This is a genomic window from uncultured Halomonas sp. (genome assembly GCF_947501415.1).
Taxonomy (GTDB): Bacteria; Pseudomonadota; Gammaproteobacteria; order Pseudomonadales; family Halomonadaceae; genus Halomonas.
Map to the genome: position 1 here is coordinate 123,888 of NZ_CANMVL010000009.1, position 24,638 is coordinate 148,525.

Here is a 24,638-nt window from a genome sequence, read left to right on the forward strand (position 1 = left end):
AGATGACACGACTGATGGTCTGGGATATTCCCGTACGACTCTTCCACTGGTCTCTGGTGGCCCTGGTGGGGCTATCCTTCTACACCATGAAAACGGAGGGAGCGCCCTTCGTCTTTCCCATAGAGATTCATGCTCGGGCGGGCTATCTGCTGGCGGGGATTCTGCTGTTTCGTTGGCTCTGGGGCCTGTTGGGCAGCCCCCATGCGCGCTTTACGAGCTTTTTATACCCGCCGGGTCGCATGATCGATTACGGCCGGTGCCTGCTGCGTGGCAGGGCACCTCACTATGCCGGCCACAACCCGCTGGGGGGCGCCATGGTGCTGGTCATGCTGGTATCACTGACGTTTCAGGCGGCAAGTGGCCTCTTTCTGACCGATGACATCTTCTTCGATGCACCACTCCACGGCTGGGCGAGCAACGAGGTCGTCAAGACACTCGCCTCGCTTCACTCCCTGAATGCCGATTTGTTGGTGGTGTTGATCGCCGCGCATCTGATGGCGCTGCTGTTCCATCGCCTCAAGGGGGAGCGACTGGTGAGTGCCATGATCACCGGCCGCAAGGCGGTCGATGGGCGCCCGGAGGATGAGCCGGCGGAGGGGCCGAAGCCGGGCTTCAGGAACGACAGGGGCGCGAGTCTCTCCCTAGCGCTAGTGGTGCTCGCGCTCTCTTCCTTGCCCGTTATCTGGCTTTGGAACGCGTGATCGGCGGCATCCTTCAATAACCCACGGGGCGGCCATCAGGCCGGCCCGTGGGTCCGGTGCTTCACGACCTATACTTCGTTATCTAACGGCAGGTGGTCTCACTCGGCGCGGTAGTCGTCGTGGCAGCCCTTGCAGCTCTTGCCGACGGCACCGACCTGGGCGCGCAGGGCGCTGAACGCCTCACCATCCTCCACCATCTGGGCCAAGGTGGCAGCTTCCTGCTCGAAGGTCTTCTGACGCTCATCGAAGCCTGCCCAGTCCTCGCCGATCTTGGCCAGAGCGCCTGTCTCGATACCGTGGCCGTCACCCCTCAGGGTGCCTTCCATAAAGCCTTCCCAGGGCAGGTGGGCAACGGCGGCCAGGTTGTTCGCACGCGTGGCAAATGCCTCCTCGTCATACTCCATATCGCCCTTGGCCATGGCACCCATGGGACCCATCTGCCAGGCCATCACGCTGAGGGCGGATTGGCGATAGTGGATGGCGTCTTCGGGCTCGGCGGCTTGGGCGACGATTGGCAACGCCAGGGCAGCCGAGAGGCCAAGGGCGATCAGCGGGCGAAACATTACGGTCATCACGAGCTCCTTTCGTTTTTTTCGATTCGTTTTATGATGCTGGTTGGGTGTCAGTCGATTGGCTCGATATCCCCCCCCCTCGCAAGGCTAGCATGGAAGAGTTTCAGCTGCCGCGGTTGGTGGCGCGCAGCTGACGACTCCGAAAGCGCGCATAGCCGGTGCATCCGGCGAACAGCACCAGGGAGACTAGCGCCTCCAGTGAGCCGCGTAGCCCCTGGCCAGGCAGCGTGGCGACCATGACTCCCTGGGAAAAGTAGAGCAGGCTGACGAAGGCCAGCCAGGCATGACCGCGGGGCCGCCTGCCGATCAAGGATGGCAGGAAGAGCACCAGCGGGAGCACGAAGGCAACGATAGGCACCAGCGGGCCGCTGTCGCCATCGATCTGCAGGCCGCGGTAGACCATCAGAGCCACCAGAAGGGCGTAGCTGCCCAGCACCAGTCGGCGCATCCTGGCGGTCAACAGGTCGAGGCCCTTGGCATTTTCCAGGCGTTCCAGCGCGGCCCTCATGAGTGCTGCTCCCGCAATGGGGCCAATGCCAGGGCGAGACGCGCCAGCCGCCGCCCCTGAGCCTGGGCCAGGTTGCGCTCATGCTCATCGAGGGGCTGGTCGCTGCGTTTGCCGGCGAGGTGGCTGGCTCCATAAGGAGTTCCGCCGCGGGTCGTTTCCATCAGTTCGGTCTCGCTATAGGGCAGACCGGCATAGACCATGCCGTGGTGCAGCAGGGGCACCAGCATCGTCAGCAAGGTCGTTTCCTGGCCCCCGTGCAGGCTCGAGGTGGAGGTGAAGGCGGTCGCCGGCTTGTCGATCAGAGCGCCGCCTAGCCACAGCTCGCTGGTGCCATCGAGGAAGTGCTTGAGGGGGGCCGCCATATTGCCGAAGCGTGTGGGGCTGCCGATGGCCAGGCCAGCACAGTGGCGCAGGTCGTCCAGAGAGGCATAGATCGCCCCTTCGGCGGGAATCTCGGGATCCACCGCCTCACAGGTGGGGGATACCGGTGGCACGGTGCGCAGCCGCGCCTCGATGCCGCGCAGGGACTCCACGCCGGCGGCGAGGCGCTCGGCCATGGCCCGGGTGGCACCATGGCGGGAGTAGTAGAGGATCAACACATAGGGCAGGGAGGCGCTCATCGGGGCTCCTGAGGCTCGGGGAAAGGGGGAAGTATCAATCGAGCAGGGCGAGAATGTCCTCGGGTGGGCGCCCGATGATGGCACGCTTACCATCGTCGGCAATCGGCCGCTCCATAAGCCGCGGATGAGCGATGATCGCCTGAACCACCTGCTCCGGGTCACGGGCGTCGGCGGCCAGGCTCTGCCACTCGCTCTCCTTGGTGCGCACCAGGCGCTCGATACCGCCCTCCAGGCGATCGATCAGCGCGCGAAGCTCGGCTTCACTCAGCGGCTCGTCAAGATAGCGACGAATCGCTACGGGGATACCCTTTTCTTCGAGCAGGGCGAGAGCCTGGCGTGATTTCGAGCAGCGAGGATTATGCAATAGCGTCAGCATGCAAGTATTTCCTGATCGTGGAGTGCAAGCGCCGCCATTGTAGGCTGCCCCGTGAGACGACCTCAACCGAGCAGGGGCGACGCCTCATCCGTGGATCACTCCTCCGGCGGGCGCGTAGGCATATGGCGCTCGATGGTGCCGAGGGCCGTCATGATCACCAGCGCCAGTCCGGTGACCAGGGCCGCCAGGGTGAAGTTATGCACGCCGGCGGCGATCCCGATGGCCCCGGCGAGCCAGATCGATGCCCCGGTGGTGATGCCCTGCACGTCGGTACCGCTGCGGATGATACTGCCGGCGCCAAGGAACCCGATGCCGCCGATGACACCCTCGACGATGCGAGTGGGGTCGATACGGGCCGAAGGATCCCCCTCGGCAGTGGCGAACAGGATCTGCAGTCCCACGATCAGGAATGCCGCTGCCCCCAAGGCGACCAGCATATGTGAGCGCAATCCTGCCGGCTTGCCGCGTATTTCGCGCTCAAGCCCCAGCACCATGGCCAACCCCGCGGCCACACCAAGGCGGGTCAACATATCGAGCAGCGCGATTTCCTCGTTCATGGGGGTACTCCCGTGAATGACCAACCAAAGGGGGAATCAGTGGAACTCGAATAGACCAATATAGCCTCGAATAATGCCCGCAGCCGCTGGGGCCTTCGGTTATGGTGTCTCCGGCAGGCGTCGATAGACCCAGGCCTCGCTGCCATCGGCGAGTGAGTGGCGCACTCGCTCGTAGCGAATGCCCAGGCGCTCATAGCGGTCGAGACGGGCAAGTGCCTCGGCATCAACGGTCAACACCTCACCCGGCACCCATTCACCGGGGGCCGGCTCCAGATCGAGTCCGGTACGGCGCCAGCCTTCGAGGCGGGCAGGGCGGGTCTCGACCTCATCACCGATCACGATCCAACGCACCACGGGCACACGCAGGGTGCCATAGACATACACCGCATGGGGCCCCTCGGCAATGGGGTCGAGGTGTTCGGGGCGTTCATAGAGAAAAGGGCTGAGCAGGGTCAGCCATAACCAGCCTCCCACCATGAGTGGGAGGCCGAGGAGGGTCGTGGTCAGTAGAGGGCGAGGGCGCATGGGCAGTTACGATACCCATGGTGACAAGTCACAGACAACTGGAGTCAGGCAAAGGCAGCCAGAGGGAGTTCGTCGCGGACTGACTCAAGAGCCTGACTGCGCAGTCGAAACAGCGGTTCGGGCTGATCCACCCCGGGCTGATAGGCGCGGCTGAAAACATGCAGATTGCGCAGGGCATCTTCCAGCCACTGGTCTTCACGCAGTGAGAAACCATCGAATCCGCAACGGCGCATGTAGAAGAGCTGGTCGACCAGCACATCTCCGATGGCACGTATCTCGCCACGATAGCCATGGCGTTCGCGCAGCAGGCGAGCCAGGCTGTAACCCCGCCCGTCGGTGAACTTGGGGAAGTCGATGGCCACCAGGGGGGCCTCGGCAAGACGAGTGGCCAGGGCCTGGTCGAGCTCGGTATCGGCTGCCAGCCAGGGGGCACGCAGGTCGCAACGCTCCTCCTCGAGCCACTGTGCCAGGGGCACAATGCAGGGCGTGTCGCTCGTCGCCTGGCCCTCGCGGATCAGCTGCCAGCCATCGGTGATCGGCTGGTCTCTGAAGAGATAGGGACGTCGGGTGGCAGACGGGGTGGCGTTGTGGGGGGCATGATCAGGCATAGACACGCTCCTTGAAGGGTTTGAGTCCGATACGACGGTAGGTGTCGAGGAAGGTCTCGTCATCGTTGCGCTCACCGACATAGACCTTGAGCAGGGTGTCGATGACGTCGGGTACCGCGTCGCGGCTGAAGGAGGGGCCGAGGATCTTGCCCAGCGATGCCGCATTGCCCTGGGTGCCGCCCAGCGAGATCTGATACCACTCCTCGCCCTTCTTGTCGACGCCGAGGATGCCGATATGACCGACATGGTGATGACCGCAGGCGTTCATGCACCCGGAGATATTGAGGTCGAGCGGCCCCAGATCATAGAGAAAGTCCAGGTCCTCGAAGCGCTCCTGAATGGCCTGGGCCACCGGGATCGACTTGGCGTTGGCCAGGGCGCAGTAGTCTCCACCGGGGCAGCAGATCAAGTCCGCCAGGGTGCCCACCGTGGGGTTGGCCATGCCGAGGGTTTCCAGCTCGCGCCATAGCGCTTCCAGACGATCCATGGGCACGTCGGTAAGCACCAGATTCTGTTCATGAGTAACGCGTATCTCGCCGAAGCTGTATTCGTCGGCGAGGTCTGCCACCTGGTGCATCTGCTTCCAGGTGACGTCGCCAGGGGAGTGCTCGCGCCGTTTCAGGGAGAGGGTTACCGCCTTGTAACCGGGTACCTTGTGGGCGTGGACGTTGTTAGTCATGAAGCGGCCAAAGGCGCGCTCCCTGCTGCGTAACGCCTCAATTTCGGCAATGGCCGTTGCCGAGACGGGGCGGCGCTCGGGGTCCTTGAAGTGGGAGGCCATCCGCTCGATGCTCTCCCGGGTCAGGGTCTGGGGGCCATCCTTCAGGTGTGCCCACTCCTCGTCGACACGTCGCCGAAACTCCTCGACGCCGAGGGCCTTGACCAGGATCTTGATGCGCGCCTTGAACTTGTTGTCACGGCGGCCAAACAGGTTATAGACCCGGACCAGTGCCTCGAGATAGGTCAGCAGGTGTTGCCAGGGGAGGTCCTCACGAACCACCTCGCCGATCATCGGCGTGCGCCCCAGGCCACCGCCGGCCAATACCCTGACCCGCACCTCTCCCTGGGCATCTCGCCACAGCCGCAGGCCGACATCGTGAACCTGAATTGCGGCGCGGTCCTCACTGGCTCCGGTAACGGCGATCTTGAACTTGCGCGGCAGATAGGCGAATTCGGGGTGGAAGGTGGACCACTGGCGAATCAGCTCGCACCAGGGGCGCGGATCGACTTCCTCATCCTCGGCCACCCCCGCGAACTGATCGGTGGTGGTGTTGCGGATATCATTGCCGCTGGTCTGAATGGCATGCATCTGCACGCTGGCAAGCTCCGCCAGCATGTCCGGCACGCTCTCCAGTCTGGGCCAGTTGAGCTGCAGGTTGGTACGGGTGGTAAAGTGGCCATAGCCACGGTCGTAGTCACGCGCCAGGTCACCCAGCTTGCGCAGCTGGTAGGAAGCAAGCATCCCGTAGGGGATGGCGATGCGCAGCATCGGGGCATAGCGCTGAATATACAGGCCGTTCTGCACACGCAGCGGCAAGAACTCCTCTTCACTCAGGCGCCCGGCCAGGTAACGCTCCATCTGGTCGCGAAACTGGGCCACGCGTTCGTTAACGAGAGTCTGGTCGTGGGAATCGTAGCGGTACATTCAGCCATCCTGCAGCGATGAAAGTGGCAGTGCATTGGCTGTACAATACGCGCGCCTTCTTATTGTTTAAAAGAATAAATAGGCATAGTTTTTATACTTAAAGTAATTAGCCCCCCTCGAAGTTTCCTGCGCCCCTCTTCATACCACGAGTCGCTGCCAGCGTCGGCGCTGCCAGATTCCCGCAAACCACAGGGAGTTGAGGGAACGGTAGGCGAGCTGTACCCACCAGATGCCGACCAGCCCCTGCTCGAACCAGACGCCTACCAACCAGGCCAGCGGCAGGAAAAGCAGCCACTGCAGCGACAGGGTCGTGGTCATTACCGTGCGATTGGCACCGGCCCCGAGCAAGGCCTGGGCAAGAACCAGTGCCGCGGCATCGAGCACGATCATCAGCGCCGTCAGCCGCAGCGGTAGGCGCGCCAGCTCCACCAGGGCTGCATCGTGCAGGAACAGGCCCAGGACGGCGTCGGGCAATAGCACCATGGGCAACGCGATAAGGGCCAGGCACAGCCAGGCCAGGTACACCACCTCCCAGCCCCAACGGTGGGCATCGGCCAGCTCATCGCGTCCCAGCGCCTGGCCTACCAGGCTCATGGCCGCCATGCCCAGGCCTACACCGGGCAGGATCATCAGCAGCGAGAGATTGACCAGCACATGCCCCACCGCCACGCTGGCGGTGCTGACCTGGCCGAGTATCCAGAACAGTACGGCGTAGCCGGCCGCAAACCACAGCTGCTGGAAGGAGTGAGGCCCGGCCAGGCGCAGGGTGGTAAGCAGAGTCAGGCGGTGCGGGAGTGCTGCCAGCAGGCCACCTGGCCTGGCATGACGCAGGCTGACAAAGGCCCAGATGAACGCTCCGACGAACAGCGAGAGGGTGGTACCCGCCCCTGCGCCGGCAGCGCCCATGGCCGGTAGTCCCAGGTATCCGAAGATCAGCCCCAGGCTCGCGACCACGTTGATGGCGTGCATCACCAGAATGATGCGCAGGTAGAGGCCGGTCCGCTGAATGCCGTTCCAGTAGCCGCGGAAGCAGAAGATCATGGCCACGGCGGCAAGCGACAGGACGCGCCAGCGGAAATAGGCCACCGCCTCGGCATTGACCGTGGGATCCTGATTGATCAGCGCCATCAGCGTCGGCGCCTGCCACAGGCAGAGCAGGGTGATCGGCAGCGATAACACGGTGGCGATCATCAGGCCGGCATTGAGCGGCATGGCGAGTCTTGTCCAGGCCTGCTCACCATGGCGTCGTGCGGTCTGGGCCTGCACCCCGGAGGAGAGTCCGAACACCAGGGCGGTAACCATGAACATCACATAGCCGCCGATCCCCACGCCTGCCAGCGGGACTTCGCCTAGCGAGCCGACCATGGCGGCATCGATCAGATTGATCAGGCTTTGGGAGAGCATGCCGGCGATGATCGGCAGTGAGAGGCGCAGGATGGTACGACGACGTGTGGCGTGAAGCAGCATGGTGATCCGCAATAGAAGAGGGAGGGGCCGCCTGGCTGGCGGCCCACCGTGAATCAGGCGGGGTCGTAGGAGAGCACCGGCATGAGCCAGCGTTCCATCTCCTCGAGCCCCATGCCCTTGCGGCTGGCCAGGCTCTCCACCTGTTCGCGGGTAATCTTGCCGGTTGAGAAGTATTTTGACTGCGGATGCGAGAAGTACCACCCCGCCACGGAGGCGGCGGGCCACATGGCGAAGTTCTCGGTCAGGGTGAGGCCGGACTGCTCGGTGGCGTCCAGCAGCCTGAACAGGGTCGGCTTCTCGGTATGGTCGGGGCACGCCGGATAGCCCGGTGCCGGGCGGATGCCCTGATACTTTTCGGCGATAAGAGCATCGTTATCCAGCGCTTCATCGGGTACATAGCCCCAGAACTCCTTGCGCACCCGTTCATGAAGGCGCTCGGCAAAGGCCTCGGCCAGGCGGTCGGTAAGCGACTGCACCAGGATGGCATTGTAGTCATCACCGGCCGCCTTGTACTGCTCGGCGAGCTCCTCGACACCGTGGCCCGTGGTCACGGCGAAGCCGCCGATCCAGTCCGCTTTGCCACTATCCCGTGGTGCCACGAAGTCGGCCAGGCTGTAGCAGACACCGTCACGGTTCTTGGTGGTTTGCTGGCGGATATGATGAAGCCGTTCGATCACCTCGCCGCGGGAGTCGTCGGCATACACCTCGATGGTATCGTCGTCGACGCTGTTGGCGGGCCAGATGCCGATCACGCCCCGCGCTGCTACCAGCTTCTCGTCGATCAACTTGCGCAGCATGGCCTGGGCATCGCGGAACAGGCTTCGCGCCGCCTCGCCGACCTTGGCGTCATCGAGAATCTTCGGGTACTTGCCGGCAAGCTGCCAGCTCATGAAGAAGGGGGTCCAGTCGATACGCTCGACCAGTTCATCGAGATCATAGCCATCGAAGGTCAGTGTACCGGTCATGGCCGGCTGCGGAGGGATATAACCGTTCCAGTCGATCTTGAACTTGCGCTGACGAGCCTGCTCATAGGTCAGGTCTGCCCCCTTGGGGCGCCGCTTGGCGTTACGTTCGCGCACACTCTCGTACTCGCTGCGGATCTCGGCAATGTATTCGGGTTTCATTTCCGGCGACAGCAGCCTGGAGGCGACGCCCACTGCACGGGAGGCGTCCGGTACATAGATCACCGGGTGCTCGTAGCCGGGATCCACCTTGACCGCGGTGTGCGCCTTGGATGTCGTGGCGCCACCGATCAGCAACGGCAGTTCAAAGCCCTGGCGCTGCATCTCCTTGGCCACGCCGACCATCTCGTCCAGCGACGGCGTGATCAGTCCCGAGAGGCCGATGATGTCGGCGTTTTCATCCCGAGCCGTCTGCAGGATCTTCTCCGCCGGCACCATCACCCCCAGGTCGACGACGTCGTAGTTGTTGCACTGCAGGACGACGCCGACGATATTCTTGCCGATGTCATGAACATCGCCCTTCACGGTCGCCATGACGATCTTGCCCTTGGCCTGGGTCGTTTCGTCCTTCTCCGCTTCGATATAAGGCAGCAGGTGCGCCACCGCCTGTTTCATCACTCGTGCGGACTTGACCACCTGGGGCAGGAACATCTTGCCGGCGCCGAACAGGTCACCGACCACGTTCATGCCATCCATCAGTGGTCCCTCGATGACCTCGATAGGGCGATCGAACTGTTGGCGCGCCTCTTCGGTGTCCTCGATGATGTAGGCGGTCACCCCCTTGACCAGTGCATGCTCGATACGCTTCGCAACCTCCCAGCCACGCCACTCAAGGTCTTCCTTCTTGTCCGCACCACTGCCGTCGCCCTTGTACTTCTCGGCCAGGTCGAGCAGTCGTTCGGTCGCATCATCGCGCCGGTTGAGCACGACATCCTCCACCGCATCGCGCAGTTCGGCATCCAGATCATCGTATACCCCCAGCTGGCCGGCATTGACGATGCCCATGGAGAGCCCGGCGCGAATGGCGTGATAGAGGAATACCGAGTGGATCGCCTCGCGCACCACATTGTTGCCGCGAAAGGAGAACGAGACATTGGAGACGCCTCCGGAGACCTGAGCGTGAGGCAGGTGCTTGCGGATCCATTCGGTTGCCTGAATGAAGTCGACGGCGTAGTTGTTGTGCTCCTCGATCCCGGTGGCAATGGCGAAGATGTTGGGGTCGAAGATGATGTCTTCGGGAGGAAAGCCGATCTCATCGACCAGCAGGCGATAGGCGCGCTCGCTGATCTCGGTCTTGCGCGCAAAAGTGTCGGCCTGGCCGACCTCGTCAAAGGCCATGACGACCACGGCGGCGCCGTGGCGGCGACAGACGGTGGCGTGCCGGCGAAACTCCTCCTCCCCCTCCTTGAGCGATATGGAGTTGACGATCGCCTTGCCCTGGATGCACTTGAGGCCGGCCTCGATGATCTCCCACTTGGAGGAGTCGATCATGATCGGCACGCGAGAGATATCCGGCTCACCGGCGATCAGGTTCAGGAAGCGCACCATGGCTTCCTGGGAGTCCAGCATCCCCTCGTCCATGTTGATGTCGATGACCTGGGCGCCATTCTCCACCTGCTCCAGGGCGACCTCGAGGGCGGTGGTGTAGTCCTCCTCCTTGATGAGGCGCTTGAAGCGCGCCGAGCCGGTCACGTTGGTGCGCTCGCCGACGTTGACGAACAGCGAGTCGGGCCCGATGTTGAAGGGTTCGAGGCCGGAGAGACGACATTTCTTGGGGATGTCCGGCAGGTGCCGCGGCGTCATGCCCTGAATGGCGCGGTGGATGGCGGCGATATGCTCGGGCGTGGAGCCGCAGCAGCCACCGATGATATTGACCAGGCCGCTGGCGGCAAACTCCGCCACGATGGCCGCCATCTCCTCGGGCGACTGGTCATACTCGCCGAACTCGTTGGGCAGGCCGGCATTGGGGTGCGCCGAGACGTAGGTGTCGGCCTTGCTCGACAGCTCCTCGACGTAGGGGCGTAGCTCCTCGGCGCCCAGCGCGCAGTTCAGACCCACCGAAAGCGGCTTGGCGTGGCGTACCGAATTCCAGAAGGCCTCGGTAGTCTGCCCCGAAAGCGTGCGCCCCGAGGCATCGGTAATGGTGCCGGAGATCATCACCGGCAGGCGCTCGCCGCGTGTTTCGAAGAGCTCCTCCAGGGCGTAGATTGCCGCCTTGGCATTGAGGGTATCGAAGATGGTCTCGATCATGATCAGATCGGCCCCACCCTCGATCAGCGCCTCGGCGGCTTCCCGGTAGTTTTCGCGAAGCTCATCGAAGGTGACATTTCGTTTGGCCGGGTCGTTGACATCCGGGGAGAGCGAGGCCGTTCGGGAGGTGGGGCCAAGCACCCCCGCGACATAGCGTGGAGTGCCGGTCTCGGCAGTCACCGCATCGCAGACCTCGCGAGCCAGCCTGGCCGCCTCACGGTTGATCTCGGGTACCTGTGCCTCCATGCCATAGTCCGCTTGAGACAGGCGAGTGCTGTTGAAGGTGTTGGTCTCGACGATGTCGGCGCCGGCCTCGAGGTACTCGCGGTGGATGCGTGACACCAGGTCCGGGCAGGTCAGTACCAGCAGATCATTGTTGCCCTTGAGGTCCGAGGGCCAGTCGACAAAGCGCCCCCCGCGGAAGTCCTCCTCGGAGAGGCCGGCGTTCTGGAGCATGGTGCCCATGCCTCCATCGAGCATCAGGATGCGCTCGGCGAGACATTCGAACAGGGTAGCGGTCTGGGCAGTAGGAGCGGCGGCCATGGTGTGAGTCTGTCTCCAGCGAGGGTGTCCGGTATTCATGGCCGCCGTTGTGCCTCGGGGCATCTTCTGTATCGCGGCCTCTGTCAAGCCGGTCATGGTAGCAAACTGCTCGCCGTGGGGGCAGATGGGTGTTTAAAACCCACCAAATCACTCGGGATTGTTTCGTCGCGTCCCGTGTCTTACCATTAGCGTCATCACATTACCCGGTACGCGGCGACCTCGCCGCTGCCGCGCACCGACAGCGGGAAATAGCATGAGCGAACCGATCCAGATTACCGAAAGTGCCCAGGACTACCTCGCCGAGCTGCTCGAGAAGCAGAACGTCGAAGGGATCGCAGTACGCATCTTCATCACCCAGCCAGGCACCCCCTATGCCGAAACCTGCCTGGCCTACTGCCGCCCCGGTGAAGAGGAGCCTACCGACGAGAAGCTGGAGCTGCCCAAGCTGGGTGTCTTCCTGGACAAGAACAGCCTGCCGTTCCTCGAGGAGGCGGTCGTCGACTTCAACGCCGATCGCATGGGGGGGCAGCTGACCATCAAGGCGCCCAACGCCAAGATGCCCAAGGTCAATGCCGACAGCCCCCTCGCTGATCGCGTCAATTACGTGCTCTACAGCGAGATCAACCCCGGCCTGGCGGCCCACGGCGGTGAGATCAAGCTGATCGAGCTGACCGACGAGAACGTGGCGATACTGGCCTTCGGCGGTGGCTGCCAGGGCTGTGCCGCGGTCGACCTGACGCTCAAGGATGGTGTCGAGCGCACTCTGCTGGAGCGCATCCCGGAGCTGGGAGGCATCCGCGACGTGACCGACCATAGCGACACCACCAACGCCTACTACCGTTAAGCGGCCTCGAGCCGCACGGCTTACCTGGCGTCACAAGGAGGGCTCCGCCGAAAGGTGGGGCCCTTCTTTTGTTATGGGTTATGGGCAGATAAGGCGGCCTCAGGAGCTCTTGTCAGACGGATCGTGTTCCTGGTTCTCATTGGCCGACTGAGTCGAGGCGCTCTCCTCTTCCAGGGCGGCCTTCGGCGTCTGCCACAGGCAGCGATAGAGCTGTTGCTCCAGGTTTCTCACGCGCGCTGCCTGCTCCTCCAGGTGTCGCTTCTGCTCGTCGATGCGTGCCTGCAGCAGTGACTGCTCATGCTGGCGAGTCTCGGCCAGCGCCTCCGCCTGGCGGCGGGCCCAGTCCACCTCGCGATGGAGTTTCTCCTCATTGGCAAGCCTTGCGCGCACCTCCTGCAGCTGCGACTCCTGGCGCTCGAGGCGCTTCTCCAGCTGTTCCTCTCTTCCAGCCGCCGCCTTCTCACTGGCCAATCGCTCCTGTCGGGCCTGATCTAGCAGAGTCATCAGACGTGTCTCGGCGCTTTCGTGGCGCTGCTCCTCCTGGGCCAGCGCCTCGCGGTGGGCCTCCTCGCACGCCTGCATGGCCTGCTGGTGCTCCTGCGCCATTCGGCTAGCCTCATCACGGTGGCGCTTTAACAACGACTCCGCTTCGGCCAGGCGCGTGGAGGCGCGGCTCTCGGCCGCCTTCAGCGCCTCACACCGCGCCTGGCTCGTTGCCAGCTCCGCGCTGAGCGACTCCAGGCGCTGTTCGGTGCCGGACAGGTGGCTGGCCAGGGCCGCTTCACGCTGCCTGGCATCGTCTGCCTGGCGACGAGCGTCTGCCACCGACTCCTGCGCCTCATCCACCTTGCGATCCGCCTCTTCGCGGTAGTGGCGTAGCGCCTCGTTGGCACTCTCCTGAGCCTGGCGCCAGAGCCCTTCGGCCAGCTCCTGAAGAGCGGCCGGCATGCCGCGGGGTGGAGGAACGTCGCGGTTCTCCTCGCGCTGCTGTCGCCAGTTGCGCAGATGATCGCTGATCGTGGTGAAGCTGCCGGTCCCCAGTATCTCGCGAATCTTCTGCACGCTGGGCGCATCGCCACGGGACAGCAGCTCATCGATGGCTCGTTGTACGTCTTCGTAGGTCACGCCGATGCGCGCCATGAGGCTCTCCTTGTGCCACCCCTTTGGATCGATATGCGGCGCAGCTTAGCGGCATTCACGAAGAATTGGAAGATAATTACATTGTACGTAATACGTAAAATACGTTACGACTTAGAGCATAAAAGCAAGATTACGCGCCTTATCTTGATTTTTCTTATCAGTACACGGGATACTGGCCTGGGGCTATCGTAGATAACTCGGTAGCTCGGGGCTGATCTGGCGACAAACCCCGGAGCGCCGGACCGACGAGGAGGCGCTGTAAATACCTCCCTGTACGCTTCCTCGGCCGTCCCTGGTCCTCGGACCTCCTCTTCGGCTTGTCCCCAGCGCCCCGAGGTTCGGTAACTGCGATAGCCCTGGATACTGGCCATCAAGGAGCAAGGAGGGGGTGTTGGGGCATCAATCGAAAGACGCCATCGTGGTGGAGGGGTCGCCGCTGCGGCCGGCCACAGGGCCTTTTCCGCCCCTGGCGGAGCGGGGCGGCTATATCGCCGCGCGCAGTGATACCGAGGCGGTGGGCGAATGGTTGGCAGAGTACCGGGCCAGCCCCAGGACCCAGCGCGCCTATCGTCGCGAGGCTCAGCGGCTGCTGTTATGGCTAGCCGAACGGAGCATGACCCTCGACCAGGTGCGACGAGACCATCTGGAGGCCTTCGAGGCCTTCCTTGCCGATCCTCAGCCGAGATCGCGCTGGGTCGGGCCGCCGCGTCCGCGTCACGCCGATGACTGGCGACCCTTCCGTGGGCCACTGTCTCCGGCCAGCCGTCGCCAGAGCCTGGTGATCCTGCAGAGCATGTATGCCTGGCTGGTGGAAGCGGGGTGGGTGGGCCATAACCCCTTCCGACTGATGCGTGACAAGCGGCGGCGGCTCGATAACCGCCGTGCCGGAATCGAGCGCTATCTGGAGGCGCCGTTGTGGGAGTGGTTCTGGGGCTGGCTGAACGGCGCGAACAGGCTGTCGACGGAGGAGGGGGCGTCATCCCGCGAGCGCTACGAAGAGGCCCGTCGACGCTTTATCTTCGGCTTCGCTTACCTGCTGGCACCGCGTATCGCCGAGATGAGTGCCGCCCGCATGGGGGATTTCCAGCGGCGCGAGGGGCGCTGGTGGTGGAGCGTGGTAGGCAAGGGGGGCAAGCTCGCCAGCATTCCCGTGCCACCCGACATGCTCTTGCTGTTGAAGGAGTGGCGAGAGGTTCTGGGGCTGAGTCCGGAGCCCCAGCCGGATGAGGCGACGCCACTGCTGCGAGCCCTGGATGGCAAGCGAGGCATCGGCGACAACCGCCTCTATCGGCTGATCAGGCAGGCCTTTGCTCAGGCCGCAGACGACCTGGAGGCAGGAGAGGAGGAGGGCGCCCGTGGCTGGGTGCTACGCTTGCGCCAGGCCACCCCACACTGGCTGCGTCATACGGCGCTGACCCATCAGGCTCAGGCCGGGGTCGAGCTGCGCTACCTGGCGGCCACGGCACGCCACTCGCGGCTGGACACCACCGCCCGCTATCTGCACGCCGAGGACGAGGCCTGGCACTGGCAGCAGTCCCGCCATGGGCTGGCCGAAAGAGATGAAGGGCAAGCCGGGGCGGACGCCGCGGGGGAGGAGTCGGTATAATCATCCCATTCATCAACAGGAGGCCCCATGACGAATGACGCAACCGCCGAGCAGGCCCAGCAGGAACTGATCGAGGAGTTCGAGCTGTTCGACAACTGGATGGACCGCTATCAGTACATCATCGATATGGGCAAGGCGCTGCCGGAGTTTCCTGAGGAGTGGAAGCGTGACGAGCTCAAGATCCAGGGCTGCCAGTCCAATGTCTGGATGCGACACGAGTGTCGCGAGGGTGTGGTGCACTTCGACGCCATCTCCGATGCCGCCATCGTCTCCGGACTGATCGCCGTGTTGATGCGCATCTACAACGACCGGCCCGCCGTGGAGATCCGCGATACCTCACCGCACTTCCTCGGTGATCTGGGGCTCGACAAGCACCTCTCGCCCACGCGCAGCAATGGCCTCAACGCCATGCTCAAGCGTATCTACGAGGTGGCGGAGCAGGAAGCCGCCTGAGCCCCGACCCGGCTCAGGAGGCCGGGCCGTCACGCTCCGCTGGGCGGTCCGACGTGCGGGGACGGAAGTTCTCGTCGAGCTCGGGGTCCTCGCGGCACAGCGCCTCACTGGGGCCACCCGGTACCGGGTCGATGCCGCCTTCACAGCCAGGGTGGCAGCGAGCGATGCGGCGGGCGGCCATCAGCCCGCCCCTGAAGGAGCCATGCACGCGAATCGCCTCCACGGCATAGCTGGAGCAGCTGGGCCAGTAGCGACACCGCGGCCCGAGCAGGGGGCTCAACGAGACCTGGTAAAGCCTGACCAGCCCGATCAACAGCCAGGCCGTGGCCTGGCGCAGCCATTGTGCCAGCTTGGCCAGCCAGCCGGCCTGGTTGAGCATCAGGGCTTGCCGTAGAGCTTGGCGGGGTCGATCAGCGGGGCAGTGGTGATGCGTGCCGTTTCCGTTTCGAGCGCCACATAGAAGCAGCTACGGCGTCCGCTGTGGCAGGCGGGCCCCGTCTGGTCCACCTGCAGTAACAGGGTGTCTCCGTCACAGTCGAGCGCGGCTCCCCTGAGGTGCTGCTGCTGGCCTGAGCTCTCGCCCTTGCGCCACAGCTTGCCACGCGAGCGCGACCAGTAGCAGACCCGGCCGGTGCGCAGGGTCTCCATGAGTGCCTCACGGTTCATCCAGGCCATCATCAGCACCTCGCCACTATCATGCTGCTGGGCGATGGCAGGAATCAGGCCATCGGCGTTGAACCCGATGGATTCGAGCACAGGGGCGAGGTCGTGCTGGCTGTCGGCGGGCGCTCGCTCGAGCGCCTTGAAGATATCGGGCATCGCAATTCTCCGCATAAAGGGTCAACCGCCGGTATCGCCGCAGGCATCGCAGCGCCCCAGCAGTTCGATCGTCTGGCGCTCGACCCGGAAGCCCAGCTGCTGGGCGCAGTCGGCGAGCTGGGCATTGACGTCCTCCAGGTGCAGCTCCTCGACTCGACCACAGAGGCGGCAGATCAACAGCTGAAAGCCGTGTGAATGCTCCGGGCAGGGACAGGCAACATAGGCATTGAGCGACTCGATACGGTGCACCAGGCCCTGGTCGATCAGAAACTCCAGGGCACGGTATACCGTGGGCGGCCTGGCCGAGGCGTGCTCGGCGGCCAGTCGATCGAGGAGGTCATAGGCCTTGAGGGCGCCGGACGCCTCGGCAATCATCTCGAGCACGCGGCGGCGTATCGGCGTGAAGCGCGCCCCGCGCTGTTGGCACTGCCGCTCCGCCTGGAGCAGCAGGTTTCGGGAATCAGTCATGGCACCCGTCGGCTGTCGAAGTTGGCGACATTCTACGCGGGTGGGCGAGGGCGGGCCACCGAGCCTCAAGCCTCGGCGGTCGCCTCAAGCTCGCTTTGACGGGCGAAATGGTGTCGCGCAAAGTCCACCCGCGCCTGGGCGGCCACTCCCTCCGGTTGCTTCTCAACCAGATCGAGGCGACGCCTCAATCCTTCGCCGTTGGCCATCTGGATCGCCAGCCCGGGCCGGGCGTTGAGTTCCAACAGCATGGGGCCCTGATCGCGATCGAGCACCATGTCGGTGCCCAGATAGCCGAGCCCGGTCATCTCATAGCAACCGGCAGCCAGCAGCAGCAGGGTAGGCCAGTCGGGAATGGTCAGGCTGGCCAGTTCATGCCCAGTATCGGGGTGGTCGTGACGTGTCCGATCGAACTGAACTCCCCGGATGGCGGTGCCGGAGGCGATATCCAGTCCCACGCCGACCGCACCCTGGTGAAGGTTGGCCTTGCCATCCGAGGCGGCGGTGGAGAGGCGCATCATCGCCATGACCGGGTAGCCCTTGAACACGATGACGCGGATATCCGGCACCCCCTCATAGGTGTACTCGGAGAGCCCCTCATCGAAGTTGATCAGTGCTTCGATCAGTGCCACATCCGGGGCTCCTCCCAGGGAGTAGAGTCCGGAGAGGATGTTGGAGACGTGTCGCTCGACATCCGACAGGCTCATGCGAACGCCGCTGGGCTTGATATAGTCACCCCCCTCGACGCGCTCCACCACCAGGATACCCTTGCCACCGCTGCCCTTGGCGGGCTTGATCACGAATCCCTGCTGGCCGGCAAGCACCTCGCCGATATGCTTGACGCCGAACTGGGTGGTGACGGTGCCGATCAGTGCCGGCGTGGTGATACCAAAGCGTTCGGCAAGCAGCTTGGTCTGCAGCTTGTCATCCACCAGCGGATAGAGGCGCCGATTGTTATAGCGTCCGATATAGCGGATGTTGCGGCGATTCATGCCGATGATGCCCTTGGCGCGTAGCTTGCCGGGAGTCGTCCATTCACGCATGGCTCAATCCTCGGTGACCGGCTTGAAGCGGCGCAGCTCCAGCAGGCGATAGCCGGTGTAGTTGCCGATCATCAGGATCAGCGCCATCAGGATCAGCTGGACCCCCAGGAAGTTGAAGGTGATATGGCGTACCCAGGGGTTGTTCATGGCCAGAAAGGCCAGAACCGCGGTGAACAGGCTGCCACCGCCCTGAATCAACACCTCCTTCGGACCCTCCTCCTCCCACAGGATCGACATCCGCTCGATGGTCCAGGAGAGAATGATCATCGGGAAGAAGGTGATGGTCAGGCCGGCATTGAGCCCGAAACGGTAGGCGAGCACCGAGAACACCGAAATGATGCCGATTACCGTGATGATCACCGCCGTCACCCGCGCCACCAGCAACAGGTTGAGATACGACAGGTAGCTGCGGATCACCAGACCGACGGCGACCACCAGCAAAAAGCCGATCAGGCCGGTGGCCAGGCTCGTCTGGATAAAGGCCAGGGCGATCAGCACCGGCATGAAGGTGCCCGAGGTCTTGATCCCTACCAGCAGGCGGAGTAGCACCACCACCAGCGCGCCGATCGGAATCAGCAGGATCGTCTGGAACAGCGCCTGCTCCTCGAGCGGCAGGCTGTGAATGGAGAAGTTGAGCAGGGTATCCTCGGCCAGCTGGTTGCGAACCGCCGCGGCCGCCGGCTGATTGCGAGCCAGCATCGAGAATGTGACCCTCGAGTTGCTCCCTCCCTGAACCTCGAGAACCGCCTGACCGTTGCCCTCCCAGATCAACAGGTTGTCGGGGCGCCCCTGGGCGCCGGTCGCCGGGTCAAAGAGAGCCCAGTGCTGCCCGTCAAACACCTGGACCCAGCTGGTGAGAGACTGACGCCGTCGCCCATCCTCGAGCAGCAGGCCGCTTACCTCACGGGCCGGCACGCCGGCCTGGTTGAGCAGACGTACGAGGAGGGGCGTGCGCTCGAACTGGGTCAGCAGCAGGCGGGCATTCTCGCCCTGGCGCTCCTCATTGAAGTCATGCAGCAGCTCGCGGGCAAAGGTGAAGGGATCCGCACTGCGGCCCCAGGCGCGTTCGATCATCTGGGTGGCCGCCGTATCATAGGGCCGCTCCCAGACGATATCGCGGCGTAGCGGCGGGGTGTCCAGACGAGGAGGGCGGCTGTCCGGTGCCACCAGGACCTGGGCGGTGTAGTAGAGCTGCTGGGAGCCGGTGGCTTCACGGATCGACCACTGGGCCCGCCTGCCGCCATCCTCATCCACGAAAGAGAGGCCGTAGCCCGGCGAGGCCGTATGCTCGGTGAGTAGTCGAAAGCCCTCCTGAGTCGAGGGAAGCGCCATGTCCACCAGTACCGGATCGCCCAGTGCCGTGAAATTGACCTGAGCCTCCACTTCCCATACCTGGCGCTGTTCACCCGGCGTCCAGGGCACCTCGAGCTGATAGTGACGATGCAGGGTCATGGCGATGCCGGCCAGGAAAAGAACGCCAACCAGCAGATAGAAAGGCAGTCGTGACATGAGGCTTCCTTGGCAGAGAGCGACGGATGCGTGGCTCAGTGCGTTTCGTTGTCGAGGTCGGCGTCATTCTCATGGCGTTCGGCTTCCGCTGCCGGTCGCCCGCCGGGAAATTCGGGACGCGGGTGCAGGTACCGCTCGGCCACATCGATGACGGCGATATCCAGCAGGAAGCGCCTGCCCAGCAGGGCCGGAAAGTCGAGATGGGTGCGATCACTCAGCGTGAATTCTACCGGCTCGCGGATCGATCCCAGGGTCATCATCAGGGTCACCACCGGTCGAGACTCCTCACCGGTCGCCTGGATGATGCGCACACGACGCTCGATGGGGGCTTCGATCCACTCATCCCGTACCGTCTCGACGACAACGTCGTCGTCTGCCAGGCCCAGCTTGAAGCGGACCCAGTTTTCGCCGTCACGCTCGAAGCGGGTGATCTCGCGGGCAGAGAGCGACGAGGTATTGGCGCCGGAGTCGATACGCGCCTTGAGGTAGGTCCCCACATCGGGCAGCCCGATCCATTCGCTGCTACCCAGTACTGCCTTGTTGCCGATTCCCAGTTCATCGGCCGCGCACTCGCGTCTGACAACCACAGGATCGGACTCATCGTCATCGAGCCGATCCAGGCGACCGTTCATGCCGCGCAATAGCGAACCGACCTCGCGCACATCGCCGATCAGGAGATCCTGGCGGCTCGCAACGGACGATAGCTCGGTATCCAGCCGGGTGTTGTCGCAACTGGCAAGCAGCGTCTCTTCCAGCGTATTCATGCGCTGATGGAAGTCGGTCGAGGACAGGGTGGGCGGTGGCGTCGGCTTTTCCGTCAGCGCGACACAACCGGAAAGCACGATGGCAGACGCCGCGAGCGTCGCACTCAGCAGAGGATGGAGCATGGGGAAGGACACTTCCTTTGGATAGTCTGGCGATGATAAGGAGTCGCTGTGGACCTTGTCCAACCTGAAGGCATCTTGCCAGGCCGAGGCGCATGGGTGTCAGGAGACTTGGACGAGTTTCGTACCACATGATTTAACATAATATACATTATGCGAACTCCTGGTGTTGGCGCATTTGATGGCTTGTCACCCAACGCATAACGGGCCCCAACATGTATTGTCGTGGCCCGTTATGTGCCTTGCGGCACGTGCCTATGACGCGGCGCTGCCGATTATTCCGCCGGTGCGTAGGAGCCATCTTCCCGGTGCACTTCGTTGCCGGTCAGACCCGGCGTAAAGACACAGGCCAGGTGCATGGTCTTGGTGGCGCGCAGCAGGTGTTCGTCGTGCTGGTCGAGGATATAGATATCGCCCGGCTTGATCGGCCAGATCTTGCCATCGGCCAGGGTCTCGACCTCACCTTCACCCTCGATGCAGTAGACCGCCTCGAAATGGTGCTTGTAGTGAATATGGGTCTCGGTGCCCTCGTAGATACGAGTGATGTGGAACGAGCAGTTACCACCATCGTCGGCCAGTGACAGCCGGGTGCTGTCCCAGTTGCCATTCTCCGCCTTGACCAGACGATCCGTCTTGCGGCACTCCTCGAGATTACGAACGATCATGGGTTCTCTCCTTGAATTTCGCTGCTTGGCAGGGGTTGTTCTCCGCTCCCGGGGAAACGGCAGAATCTGTATCGAGCGAGCCGGCACGGCGGCTCGCTCGCATCACACGACTCGGGCTATCAGCTTAGCGCCTGCTTGGCACTCTGCTCGAGAATATCCAGACCCTTCTGTAGGTCCTCGTCGGAAATCGTCAGCGGGCAGAGGCATTTGACCACCTCGCCGTCCTGGCCGCTGGTCTCGATCACGAGCCCGTTCTCGAACGCCTGGTGGGTGATCTTGTCGGCGATCTCGCCGCTGCCCACATCGATGCCTCGCATCAGGCCACGCCCACGCTCGGAGGCCTCGATCCCTTGCTCGCTGATCCAGGCGGCAATCTTGGCGAAACGCTCGGAGACGACCTCCCCCTTGCGCTGCACCTCCTGGGCGAAGCTATCGTCGGACCAGTAGTTCTCGATCGCGGCGGCGGCCGTGGTGAAGGCCAGCGCGAAACCTCGGAAGGTGCCGTTGTACTGACCCGGCTTCCAGACATCCAGCTCGGGGCGCATCAGGACCTGGGAGAACGGCAGGCCAAGCCCGGAGAGCGATTTGGAGTTGGTCACGATATCCGGCACGACACCGGCGTGCTCGAAGCTGAAGAACTTGCCGGTACGTCCGCAGCCCGCCTGGATGTCGTCGATGATCAGCAGGATGTCATGGGCACGGCAGATCTGTTCGAGACGCTTGAGCCAGTCGAGGCCGCAGGCATTGATGCCGCCCTCCCCCTGGACGGTCTCGACAATGACCCCGGCCGGCACATCGAGGCCACCGGACTTGTCGCTCAGCAGCTTCTCGAAGTAGTCCAGGGTGTCGGTACCATCGCCCAGGTAGCCGTCATAGGGCATGAAGGAGCCCCCCACGGTGGGGACGCCACCGGTGGCCTCGCGGAACTTGCGGTTACCGGTGGTGGCGAGTGCCCCCATGGTCACTCCGTGGAAGCCGTTGGTGAAGGTCACGATGTTGTGACGCTGCTTGGCGTTGCGTGCCAGGCGAATGGCCGCCTCGACGGCGTTGGTGCCGGTGGGCCCGGGGAACTGAACCTTGTAGTCGAGGCCTCGCGGCTTGAGGATGATCTCATCGAGGGCCTGGAGGTAGCGGCGCTTGGCCGCGGTGAAGAAATCCAGGCCGTGGATGATATTGTCTTCGGCCAGGTAGTCGAGCAGGGCCTGCTTGATCTTGGGGTTGTTGTGCCCGTAGTTCAGGGTGCCGGCACCGGCCAGAAAGTCGATGTACTCGCGACCCTCTTCGTCGGTCAGACGGGCGTTCTTCGCCTTGGTGAAGACCACCGGGAACGAGCGCGAGTAGGTACGAACGTCGGATTCCATGCGTTCGAGGATCTGGGTCTGCATCGTAGACCTCCTGTGTAGCGGAATGATGGAGTGTGACGGGCGCGAGGCTCGAGTGCGTCCTCGCGTGAAAGCGGAAAGAGACGAGCGTCAGAGACGGTCTGTCTGAAAGGGGCCGATCCGGACCAGATTCTCGGGGTCGTGTTCGCCACCAAGCTGGTCGGTAGAGAAATATTCGCGGCTGTTCAGCGGCACCTGCCAACGGTCGGCCAGGCGGCGAAACAGCCCCCAGGAGGCCTGGTTGTCGGGGGTAATGGTGGTTTCGAGGTGGTGGACCTCGGCAAGCTCGGGTCGGCTCATTATCGCTTCGACCAGGCGGCGTGCCAGACCGGTGCCACGTGCCTTCTCACCGACGGCGACCTGCCAGAGGAAATAGGTATCCGGGGCGTTGCTCTTCACATATCCCGACACGAAACCGACGATCTCGCCCTCCTCGTCCGTGGCTACCGCACAGGTATCGCGGAACTGGGTGGCCAGCAGCAGATAGGCGTAGGCTGAGTTGACGTCGAGGGGCGGGCAGGATTTGACCAGTTCGTAGATTCCCCAGCCATCATCGGGGTTGGGCTTGCGGATAAACAGGTCACTGGCATCAGCGTCGACCACTTCGTCGGCAACGGTGGGACGTGCAAGGTCGGCTGAAGGGGTGAAGGGCTCGGTCAATGTCATCATTGGCGGTGTTCGCTTCGGCGATGTCGGCAGGAAGTATACCAACCGTTCGGCAAATCTCAAATTTGCGATTATTTTACAGGGCAGTATCCATAATAAAAAATTATGCGAGTCGGTGCAGTAGCCTGGATCGATAACTGGATAGAACGCTCTATCGACGCCTGGAAAGCCCCCCCCCCATCTAGGCTTGGCACAATCACCAGCCAATGGGTTTCACGTGGTCTCCCTGCCAGTGGTGGCCAGTTCCAGTAGCCGTGATATCGATCGACCGCCCTGCCCATACTCCCAGTTTAGACCAGCCTGACAGCACCGGCCTCTACGAAAAGGGCCGCCCGAAGGCGGCCCTGGTTAGCTGGCTTAGCGCCGTGTCGGTGTGCGCATGGTGACGAACTCCTCGGCGCCGGTGGGGTGGATGCCCACGGTGGCGTCGAACTCGGCCTTGGTCAGGCCCGCCTTGACGGCGATGGCGATGCCCTGGATCACTTCGCCGGCCTCTTCGCCCACCATGTGCGCACCGACCACAACGTCGCTGGCATCATCGATGATCAGTTTCATCAGGCAGCGCTCGCTGCTGCCCGAGAGTGTGTGCTTCATGGGGCGGAAGTTGGCGGTGTAGACACGAATTTCGCCACACTGCTCGCGGGCCTGCTCCTCGGAGAGGCCGACGGTGCCGATATTGGGGTGACAGAACACCGCCGTGGGGATGTGGCGGTAGTCCAGTGGTGCGGCAGGTGGAGTCTCCTCGAAGTGGCAACGCACCAGATGCATCGCCTCGGCGAGTGCCACCGGCGTCAGCTCCGGCCCACCGATGACATCACCCAGGGCGAGTATCGACGGCACAGATGTCTCGAATCGCTCGTTGACCCGGATATGGCCGCTGTCGTCCAGCGCCACCCCCAGGGTATCCAGCCCCAGCCCCTCCAGATGAGGTCGTCGACCGGTGGCGGCGAGCACCGCATCCACTTCTAGGGTCTGGCCATCGGTCAGGGTGACCCGCAGCCCCTCCTCGCTCTTGTCGATTCGTTCGATGTTGGTCTCGAAGTGAAGCTGTACGCCCCGCTCGGCCATCTGGTCACGGGTGAATTCGCGCACCTCCTGGTCGAAGCCACGCAGGAATAGCTCCCCTCGATAGATCAGGTGAGTCTCGCTGCCCAGGCCATTGAAGATACTGGCGAACTCCACCGCAATATAGCCGCCCCCCAGCACCAGAAAGCGCTTAGGAAACTCTGCCAGGTCGAAGATATCGTTCGAGTTGAGCGCCAGGTCGCTACCGGGGAACTCGGGCAACCAGGGCCAGCCGCCCACGGCGACCAGAATCTTCTCGGCGCTGTGGATCTCATCACCCACCGCGACATGATGGGCGTCGAGCACCCGGGCACGGCCGTTGATCAGGCTCACTCCCGCCCCATCGAGCAGCCGGGCATAGATGCCGTTCAGGCGCTTGATCTCGCCGATCTTGTTATCCCGCAACGTCGGCCAGTCGAAGCGTGGCGGTTCTGGCAGATGCCAGCCGAAGCCCCCGGCATCCTCGAAGGCGTCATGGAAGTGGGCGGCATAGGAGTAAAGCTTCTTGGGCACACAGCCCACATTGACGCAGGTGCCGCCGAGGTAGCGGTCCTCCGCTATGGCGACCCGGGCGCCGGCAGCGGCAGCGGTACGCGCCGCCCGCACACCGCCGGAGCCGGCGCCGATCACGAAGAGGTCCCAGTCATGGGTGGTGGAATCGAGTTCGGACACGATGCTGCTCCCTGTCGTGGGCACTGGGCCCTGGATTCAAGGCGCCGATGATAGCAGCCATGGGCGCGTGACGGCATGGCGCGAACGCCTG

At 63.4% G+C, this 24,638-nt stretch carries 25 protein-coding genes; 4 read left to right on the top strand and 21 right to left on the bottom strand.

All coding sequences use genetic code 11. From position 1 onward, the window contains the following. Nucleotides 1-2: 2 nt before the first annotated feature. Nucleotides 3-701 carry a cytochrome b/b6 domain-containing protein gene (locus Q0894_RS06670; RefSeq protein WP_299232673.1) on the top strand — a complete coding sequence of 233 codons (699 nt, stop codon included), beginning with the start codon at nt 3-5 and terminating at the stop codon, nt 699-701. A gap of 98 nt (nt 702-799) precedes the next feature. Here Q0894_RS06670 and Q0894_RS06675 read toward each other — a convergent pair whose 3' ends face one another. From Q0894_RS06675 to metH, 10 genes are all read right to left on the bottom strand, one after another. Then, nucleotides 800-1,273 carry a cytochrome c gene (locus Q0894_RS06675; RefSeq protein WP_299232676.1) on the bottom strand — a complete coding sequence of 158 codons (474 nt, stop codon included), beginning with the start codon at nt 1,271-1,273 and terminating at the stop codon, nt 800-802. Nucleotides 1,274-1,376: 103 nt separating this feature from the next. Further along, complete coding sequence (locus Q0894_RS06680) at nt 1,377-1,781, bottom strand: DUF2069 domain-containing protein (RefSeq protein WP_299232679.1); 405 nt, start codon at nt 1,779-1,781, stop codon at nt 1,377-1,379. Beyond that, the gene (wrbA, locus tag Q0894_RS06685; RefSeq protein WP_299232681.1) at nt 1,778-2,401 is read right to left on the bottom strand and encodes an NAD(P)H:quinone oxidoreductase; all 624 of its coding nucleotides are present in this window, start codon (nt 2,399-2,401) and stop codon (nt 1,778-1,780) included. Before wrbA ends, Q0894_RS06680 begins: the two co-directional genes overlap by 4 nt. 34 nt (nt 2,402-2,435) lie before the next feature. Continuing rightward, a complete protein-coding gene (gene arsC, locus Q0894_RS06690) occupies nt 2,436-2,777 on the bottom strand; it encodes an arsenate reductase (glutaredoxin) (RefSeq protein ID WP_299232684.1) in 342 nt (113 codons plus the stop codon). A gap of 95 nt (nt 2,778-2,872) precedes the next feature. Continuing rightward, nucleotides 2,873-3,334 (bottom strand): MgtC/SapB family protein, encoded by a 462-nt coding sequence (locus Q0894_RS06695; RefSeq protein ID WP_299232688.1) that lies wholly within the window; start codon nt 3,332-3,334, stop codon nt 2,873-2,875. A gap of 99 nt (nt 3,335-3,433) precedes the next feature. Next, the gene (locus Q0894_RS06700) at nt 3,434-3,859 is read right to left on the bottom strand and encodes a gamma-glutamylcyclotransferase family protein (RefSeq protein ID WP_299232691.1); all 426 of its coding nucleotides are present in this window, start codon (nt 3,857-3,859) and stop codon (nt 3,434-3,436) included. A 44-nt stretch (nt 3,860-3,903) separates the two neighbouring features. Beyond that, nucleotides 3,904-4,467, bottom strand: coding sequence for a DUF934 domain-containing protein (locus Q0894_RS06705; RefSeq protein WP_299232694.1), 564 nt, complete (start codon nt 4,465-4,467; stop codon nt 3,904-3,906). Continuing rightward, complete coding sequence (locus Q0894_RS06710) at nt 4,460-6,112, bottom strand: nitrite/sulfite reductase (protein WP_299232697.1); 1,653 nt, start codon at nt 6,110-6,112, stop codon at nt 4,460-4,462. The genes Q0894_RS06705 and Q0894_RS06710 overlap by 8 nt, the downstream gene beginning before the upstream one ends. A 138-nt stretch (nt 6,113-6,250) precedes the next feature. Continuing rightward, nucleotides 6,251-7,579 (bottom strand): MATE family efflux transporter, encoded by a 1,329-nt coding sequence (locus Q0894_RS06715; protein WP_299232699.1) that lies wholly within the window; start codon nt 7,577-7,579, stop codon nt 6,251-6,253. A gap of 53 nt (nt 7,580-7,632) precedes the next feature. Then, a complete protein-coding gene (gene metH / locus Q0894_RS06720; protein ID WP_299233194.1) occupies nt 7,633-11,334 on the bottom strand; it encodes a methionine synthase in 3,702 nt (1,233 codons plus the stop codon). A gap of 253 nt (nt 11,335-11,587) precedes the next feature. Between metH and nfuA the strand changes: the two genes are divergently transcribed. Continuing rightward, entirely contained in the window at nt 11,588-12,178 is a 591-nt protein-coding gene (gene nfuA / locus Q0894_RS06725) for a Fe-S biogenesis protein NfuA (RefSeq protein WP_195687523.1), read from the top strand. A gap of 99 nt (nt 12,179-12,277) precedes the next feature. On the opposite strand, the gene Q0894_RS06730 is transcribed toward nfuA, so the two are convergent. After that, nucleotides 12,278-13,318 (bottom strand): DNA-binding protein, encoded by a 1,041-nt coding sequence (locus tag Q0894_RS06730; RefSeq protein ID WP_299232706.1) that lies wholly within the window; start codon nt 13,316-13,318, stop codon nt 12,278-12,280. Between the two features lie 466 nt (nt 13,319-13,784). Between Q0894_RS06730 and Q0894_RS06735 the strand changes: the two genes are divergently transcribed. Both Q0894_RS06735 and Q0894_RS06740 read left to right on the top strand, forming a co-directional pair. After that, nucleotides 13,785-14,924 carry a site-specific integrase gene (locus Q0894_RS06735; protein ID WP_299233196.1) on the top strand — a complete coding sequence of 380 codons (1,140 nt, stop codon included), beginning with the start codon at nt 13,785-13,787 and terminating at the stop codon, nt 14,922-14,924. 27 nt (nt 14,925-14,951) lie between these two features. Next, on the top strand, nt 14,952-15,377 hold the full coding sequence (locus tag Q0894_RS06740) for a SufE family protein (protein WP_299232709.1): 426 nt from the start codon (nt 14,952-14,954) through the stop codon (nt 15,375-15,377). A gap of 13 nt (nt 15,378-15,390) precedes the next feature. Here the strand turns inward: Q0894_RS06740 and yidD are convergent, their stop codons facing one another. From yidD to gorA, 10 genes are all read right to left on the bottom strand, one after another. Then, nucleotides 15,391-15,756 carry a membrane protein insertion efficiency factor YidD gene (yidD, locus tag Q0894_RS06745; protein WP_299232712.1) on the bottom strand — a complete coding sequence of 122 codons (366 nt, stop codon included), beginning with the start codon at nt 15,754-15,756 and terminating at the stop codon, nt 15,391-15,393. Further along, entirely contained in the window at nt 15,756-16,196 is a 441-nt protein-coding gene (hisI, locus tag Q0894_RS06750) for a phosphoribosyl-AMP cyclohydrolase (RefSeq protein ID WP_299232715.1), read from the bottom strand. Before hisI ends, yidD begins: the two co-directional genes overlap by 1 nt. Before the next feature lie 21 nt (nt 16,197-16,217). Further along, the gene (locus tag Q0894_RS06755) at nt 16,218-16,664 is read right to left on the bottom strand and encodes a transcriptional repressor (protein ID WP_299232718.1); all 447 of its coding nucleotides are present in this window, start codon (nt 16,662-16,664) and stop codon (nt 16,218-16,220) included. A gap of 65 nt (nt 16,665-16,729) precedes the next feature. After that, entirely contained in the window at nt 16,730-17,704 is a 975-nt protein-coding gene (locus Q0894_RS06760) for an alpha-L-glutamate ligase-like protein (RefSeq protein WP_299232721.1), read from the bottom strand. 3 nt (nt 17,705-17,707) lie between these two features. Continuing rightward, complete coding sequence (locus tag Q0894_RS06765; RefSeq protein WP_299232724.1) at nt 17,708-19,213, bottom strand: UUP1 family membrane protein; 1,506 nt, start codon at nt 19,211-19,213, stop codon at nt 17,708-17,710. A gap of 35 nt (nt 19,214-19,248) precedes the next feature. Next, a complete protein-coding gene (locus Q0894_RS06770; protein ID WP_299232727.1) occupies nt 19,249-20,100 on the bottom strand; it encodes an ATP-dependent zinc protease in 852 nt (283 codons plus the stop codon). 272 nt (nt 20,101-20,372) lie between these two features. Continuing rightward, the gene (locus tag Q0894_RS06775) at nt 20,373-20,762 is read right to left on the bottom strand and encodes an ectoine synthase (protein WP_132041039.1); all 390 of its coding nucleotides are present in this window, start codon (nt 20,760-20,762) and stop codon (nt 20,373-20,375) included. Between the two features lie 119 nt (nt 20,763-20,881). Next, the gene (gene ectB, locus Q0894_RS06780) at nt 20,882-22,147 is read right to left on the bottom strand and encodes a diaminobutyrate--2-oxoglutarate transaminase (RefSeq protein WP_299232735.1); all 1,266 of its coding nucleotides are present in this window, start codon (nt 22,145-22,147) and stop codon (nt 20,882-20,884) included. Nucleotides 22,148-22,234: 87 nt separating this feature from the next. After that, complete coding sequence (gene ectA, locus Q0894_RS06785; RefSeq protein WP_299232738.1) at nt 22,235-22,813, bottom strand: diaminobutyrate acetyltransferase; 579 nt, start codon at nt 22,811-22,813, stop codon at nt 22,235-22,237. Nucleotides 22,814-23,167: 354 nt separating this feature from the next. Continuing rightward, nucleotides 23,168-24,547, bottom strand: coding sequence for a glutathione-disulfide reductase (gene gorA / locus Q0894_RS06790; protein ID WP_299232741.1), 1,380 nt, complete (start codon nt 24,545-24,547; stop codon nt 23,168-23,170). Nucleotides 24,548-24,638 lie beyond the last annotated feature (91 nt).

Excerpts from the sequence above, each read along its gene's own strand:
- ectA (WP_299232738.1), bottom strand. The coding sequence starts at position 22,813 with ATGATGACATTGACCGAGCCCTTCACCCCTTCAGCCGACCTTGCACGT.
- Q0894_RS06775 (WP_132041039.1), bottom strand. The coding sequence starts at position 20,762 with ATGATCGTTCGTAATCTCGAGGAGTGCCGCAAGACGGATCGTCTGGTC.
- Q0894_RS06675 (WP_299232676.1), bottom strand. The coding sequence starts at position 1,273 with ATGACCGTAATGTTTCGCCCGCTGATCGCCCTTGGCCTCTCGGCTGCC.
- Q0894_RS06765 (WP_299232724.1), bottom strand. The coding sequence starts at position 19,213 with ATGTCACGACTGCCTTTCTATCTGCTGGTTGGCGTTCTTTTCCTGGCC.
- ectB (WP_299232735.1), bottom strand. The coding sequence starts at position 22,147 with ATGCAGACCCAGATCCTCGAACGCATGGAATCCGACGTTCGTACCTAC.
- yidD (WP_299232712.1), bottom strand. The coding sequence starts at position 15,756 with ATGCTCAACCAGGCCGGCTGGCTGGCCAAGCTGGCACAATGGCTGCGC.
- Q0894_RS06770 (WP_299232727.1), bottom strand. The coding sequence starts at position 20,100 with ATGCTCCATCCTCTGCTGAGTGCGACGCTCGCGGCGTCTGCCATCGTG.
- metH (WP_299233194.1), bottom strand. The coding sequence starts at position 11,334 with ATGGCCGCCGCTCCTACTGCCCAGACCGCTACCCTGTTCGAATGTCTC.
- arsC (WP_299232684.1), bottom strand. The coding sequence starts at position 2,777 with ATGCTGACGCTATTGCATAATCCTCGCTGCTCGAAATCACGCCAGGCT.
- hisI (WP_299232715.1), bottom strand. The coding sequence starts at position 16,196 with ATGCCCGATATCTTCAAGGCGCTCGAGCGAGCGCCCGCCGACAGCCAG.
- Q0894_RS06705 (WP_299232694.1), bottom strand. The coding sequence starts at position 4,467 with ATGCCTGATCATGCCCCCCACAACGCCACCCCGTCTGCCACCCGACGT.
- Q0894_RS06760 (WP_299232721.1), bottom strand. The coding sequence starts at position 17,704 with ATGCGTGAATGGACGACTCCCGGCAAGCTACGCGCCAAGGGCATCATC.
- Q0894_RS06730 (WP_299232706.1), bottom strand. The coding sequence starts at position 13,318 with ATGGCGCGCATCGGCGTGACCTACGAAGACGTACAACGAGCCATCGAT.
- Q0894_RS06740 (WP_299232709.1), top strand. The coding sequence starts at position 14,952 with ATGACGAATGACGCAACCGCCGAGCAGGCCCAGCAGGAACTGATCGAG.
- Q0894_RS06700 (WP_299232691.1), bottom strand. The coding sequence starts at position 3,859 with ATGCGCCCTCGCCCTCTACTGACCACGACCCTCCTCGGCCTCCCACTC.
- Q0894_RS06680 (WP_299232679.1), bottom strand. The coding sequence starts at position 1,781 with ATGAGGGCCGCGCTGGAACGCCTGGAAAATGCCAAGGGCCTCGACCTG.
- Q0894_RS06715 (WP_299232699.1), bottom strand. The coding sequence starts at position 7,579 with ATGCTGCTTCACGCCACACGTCGTCGTACCATCCTGCGCCTCTCACTG.
- Q0894_RS06710 (WP_299232697.1), bottom strand. The coding sequence starts at position 6,112 with ATGTACCGCTACGATTCCCACGACCAGACTCTCGTTAACGAACGCGTG.
- nfuA (WP_195687523.1), top strand. The coding sequence starts at position 11,588 with ATGAGCGAACCGATCCAGATTACCGAAAGTGCCCAGGACTACCTCGCC.
- Q0894_RS06755 (WP_299232718.1), bottom strand. The coding sequence starts at position 16,664 with ATGACTGATTCCCGAAACCTGCTGCTCCAGGCGGAGCGGCAGTGCCAA.
- wrbA (WP_299232681.1), bottom strand. The coding sequence starts at position 2,401 with ATGAGCGCCTCCCTGCCCTATGTGTTGATCCTCTACTACTCCCGCCAT.
- Q0894_RS06670 (WP_299232673.1), top strand. The coding sequence starts at position 3 with ATGACACGACTGATGGTCTGGGATATTCCCGTACGACTCTTCCACTGG.
- Q0894_RS06695 (WP_299232688.1), bottom strand. The coding sequence starts at position 3,334 with ATGAACGAGGAAATCGCGCTGCTCGATATGTTGACCCGCCTTGGTGTG.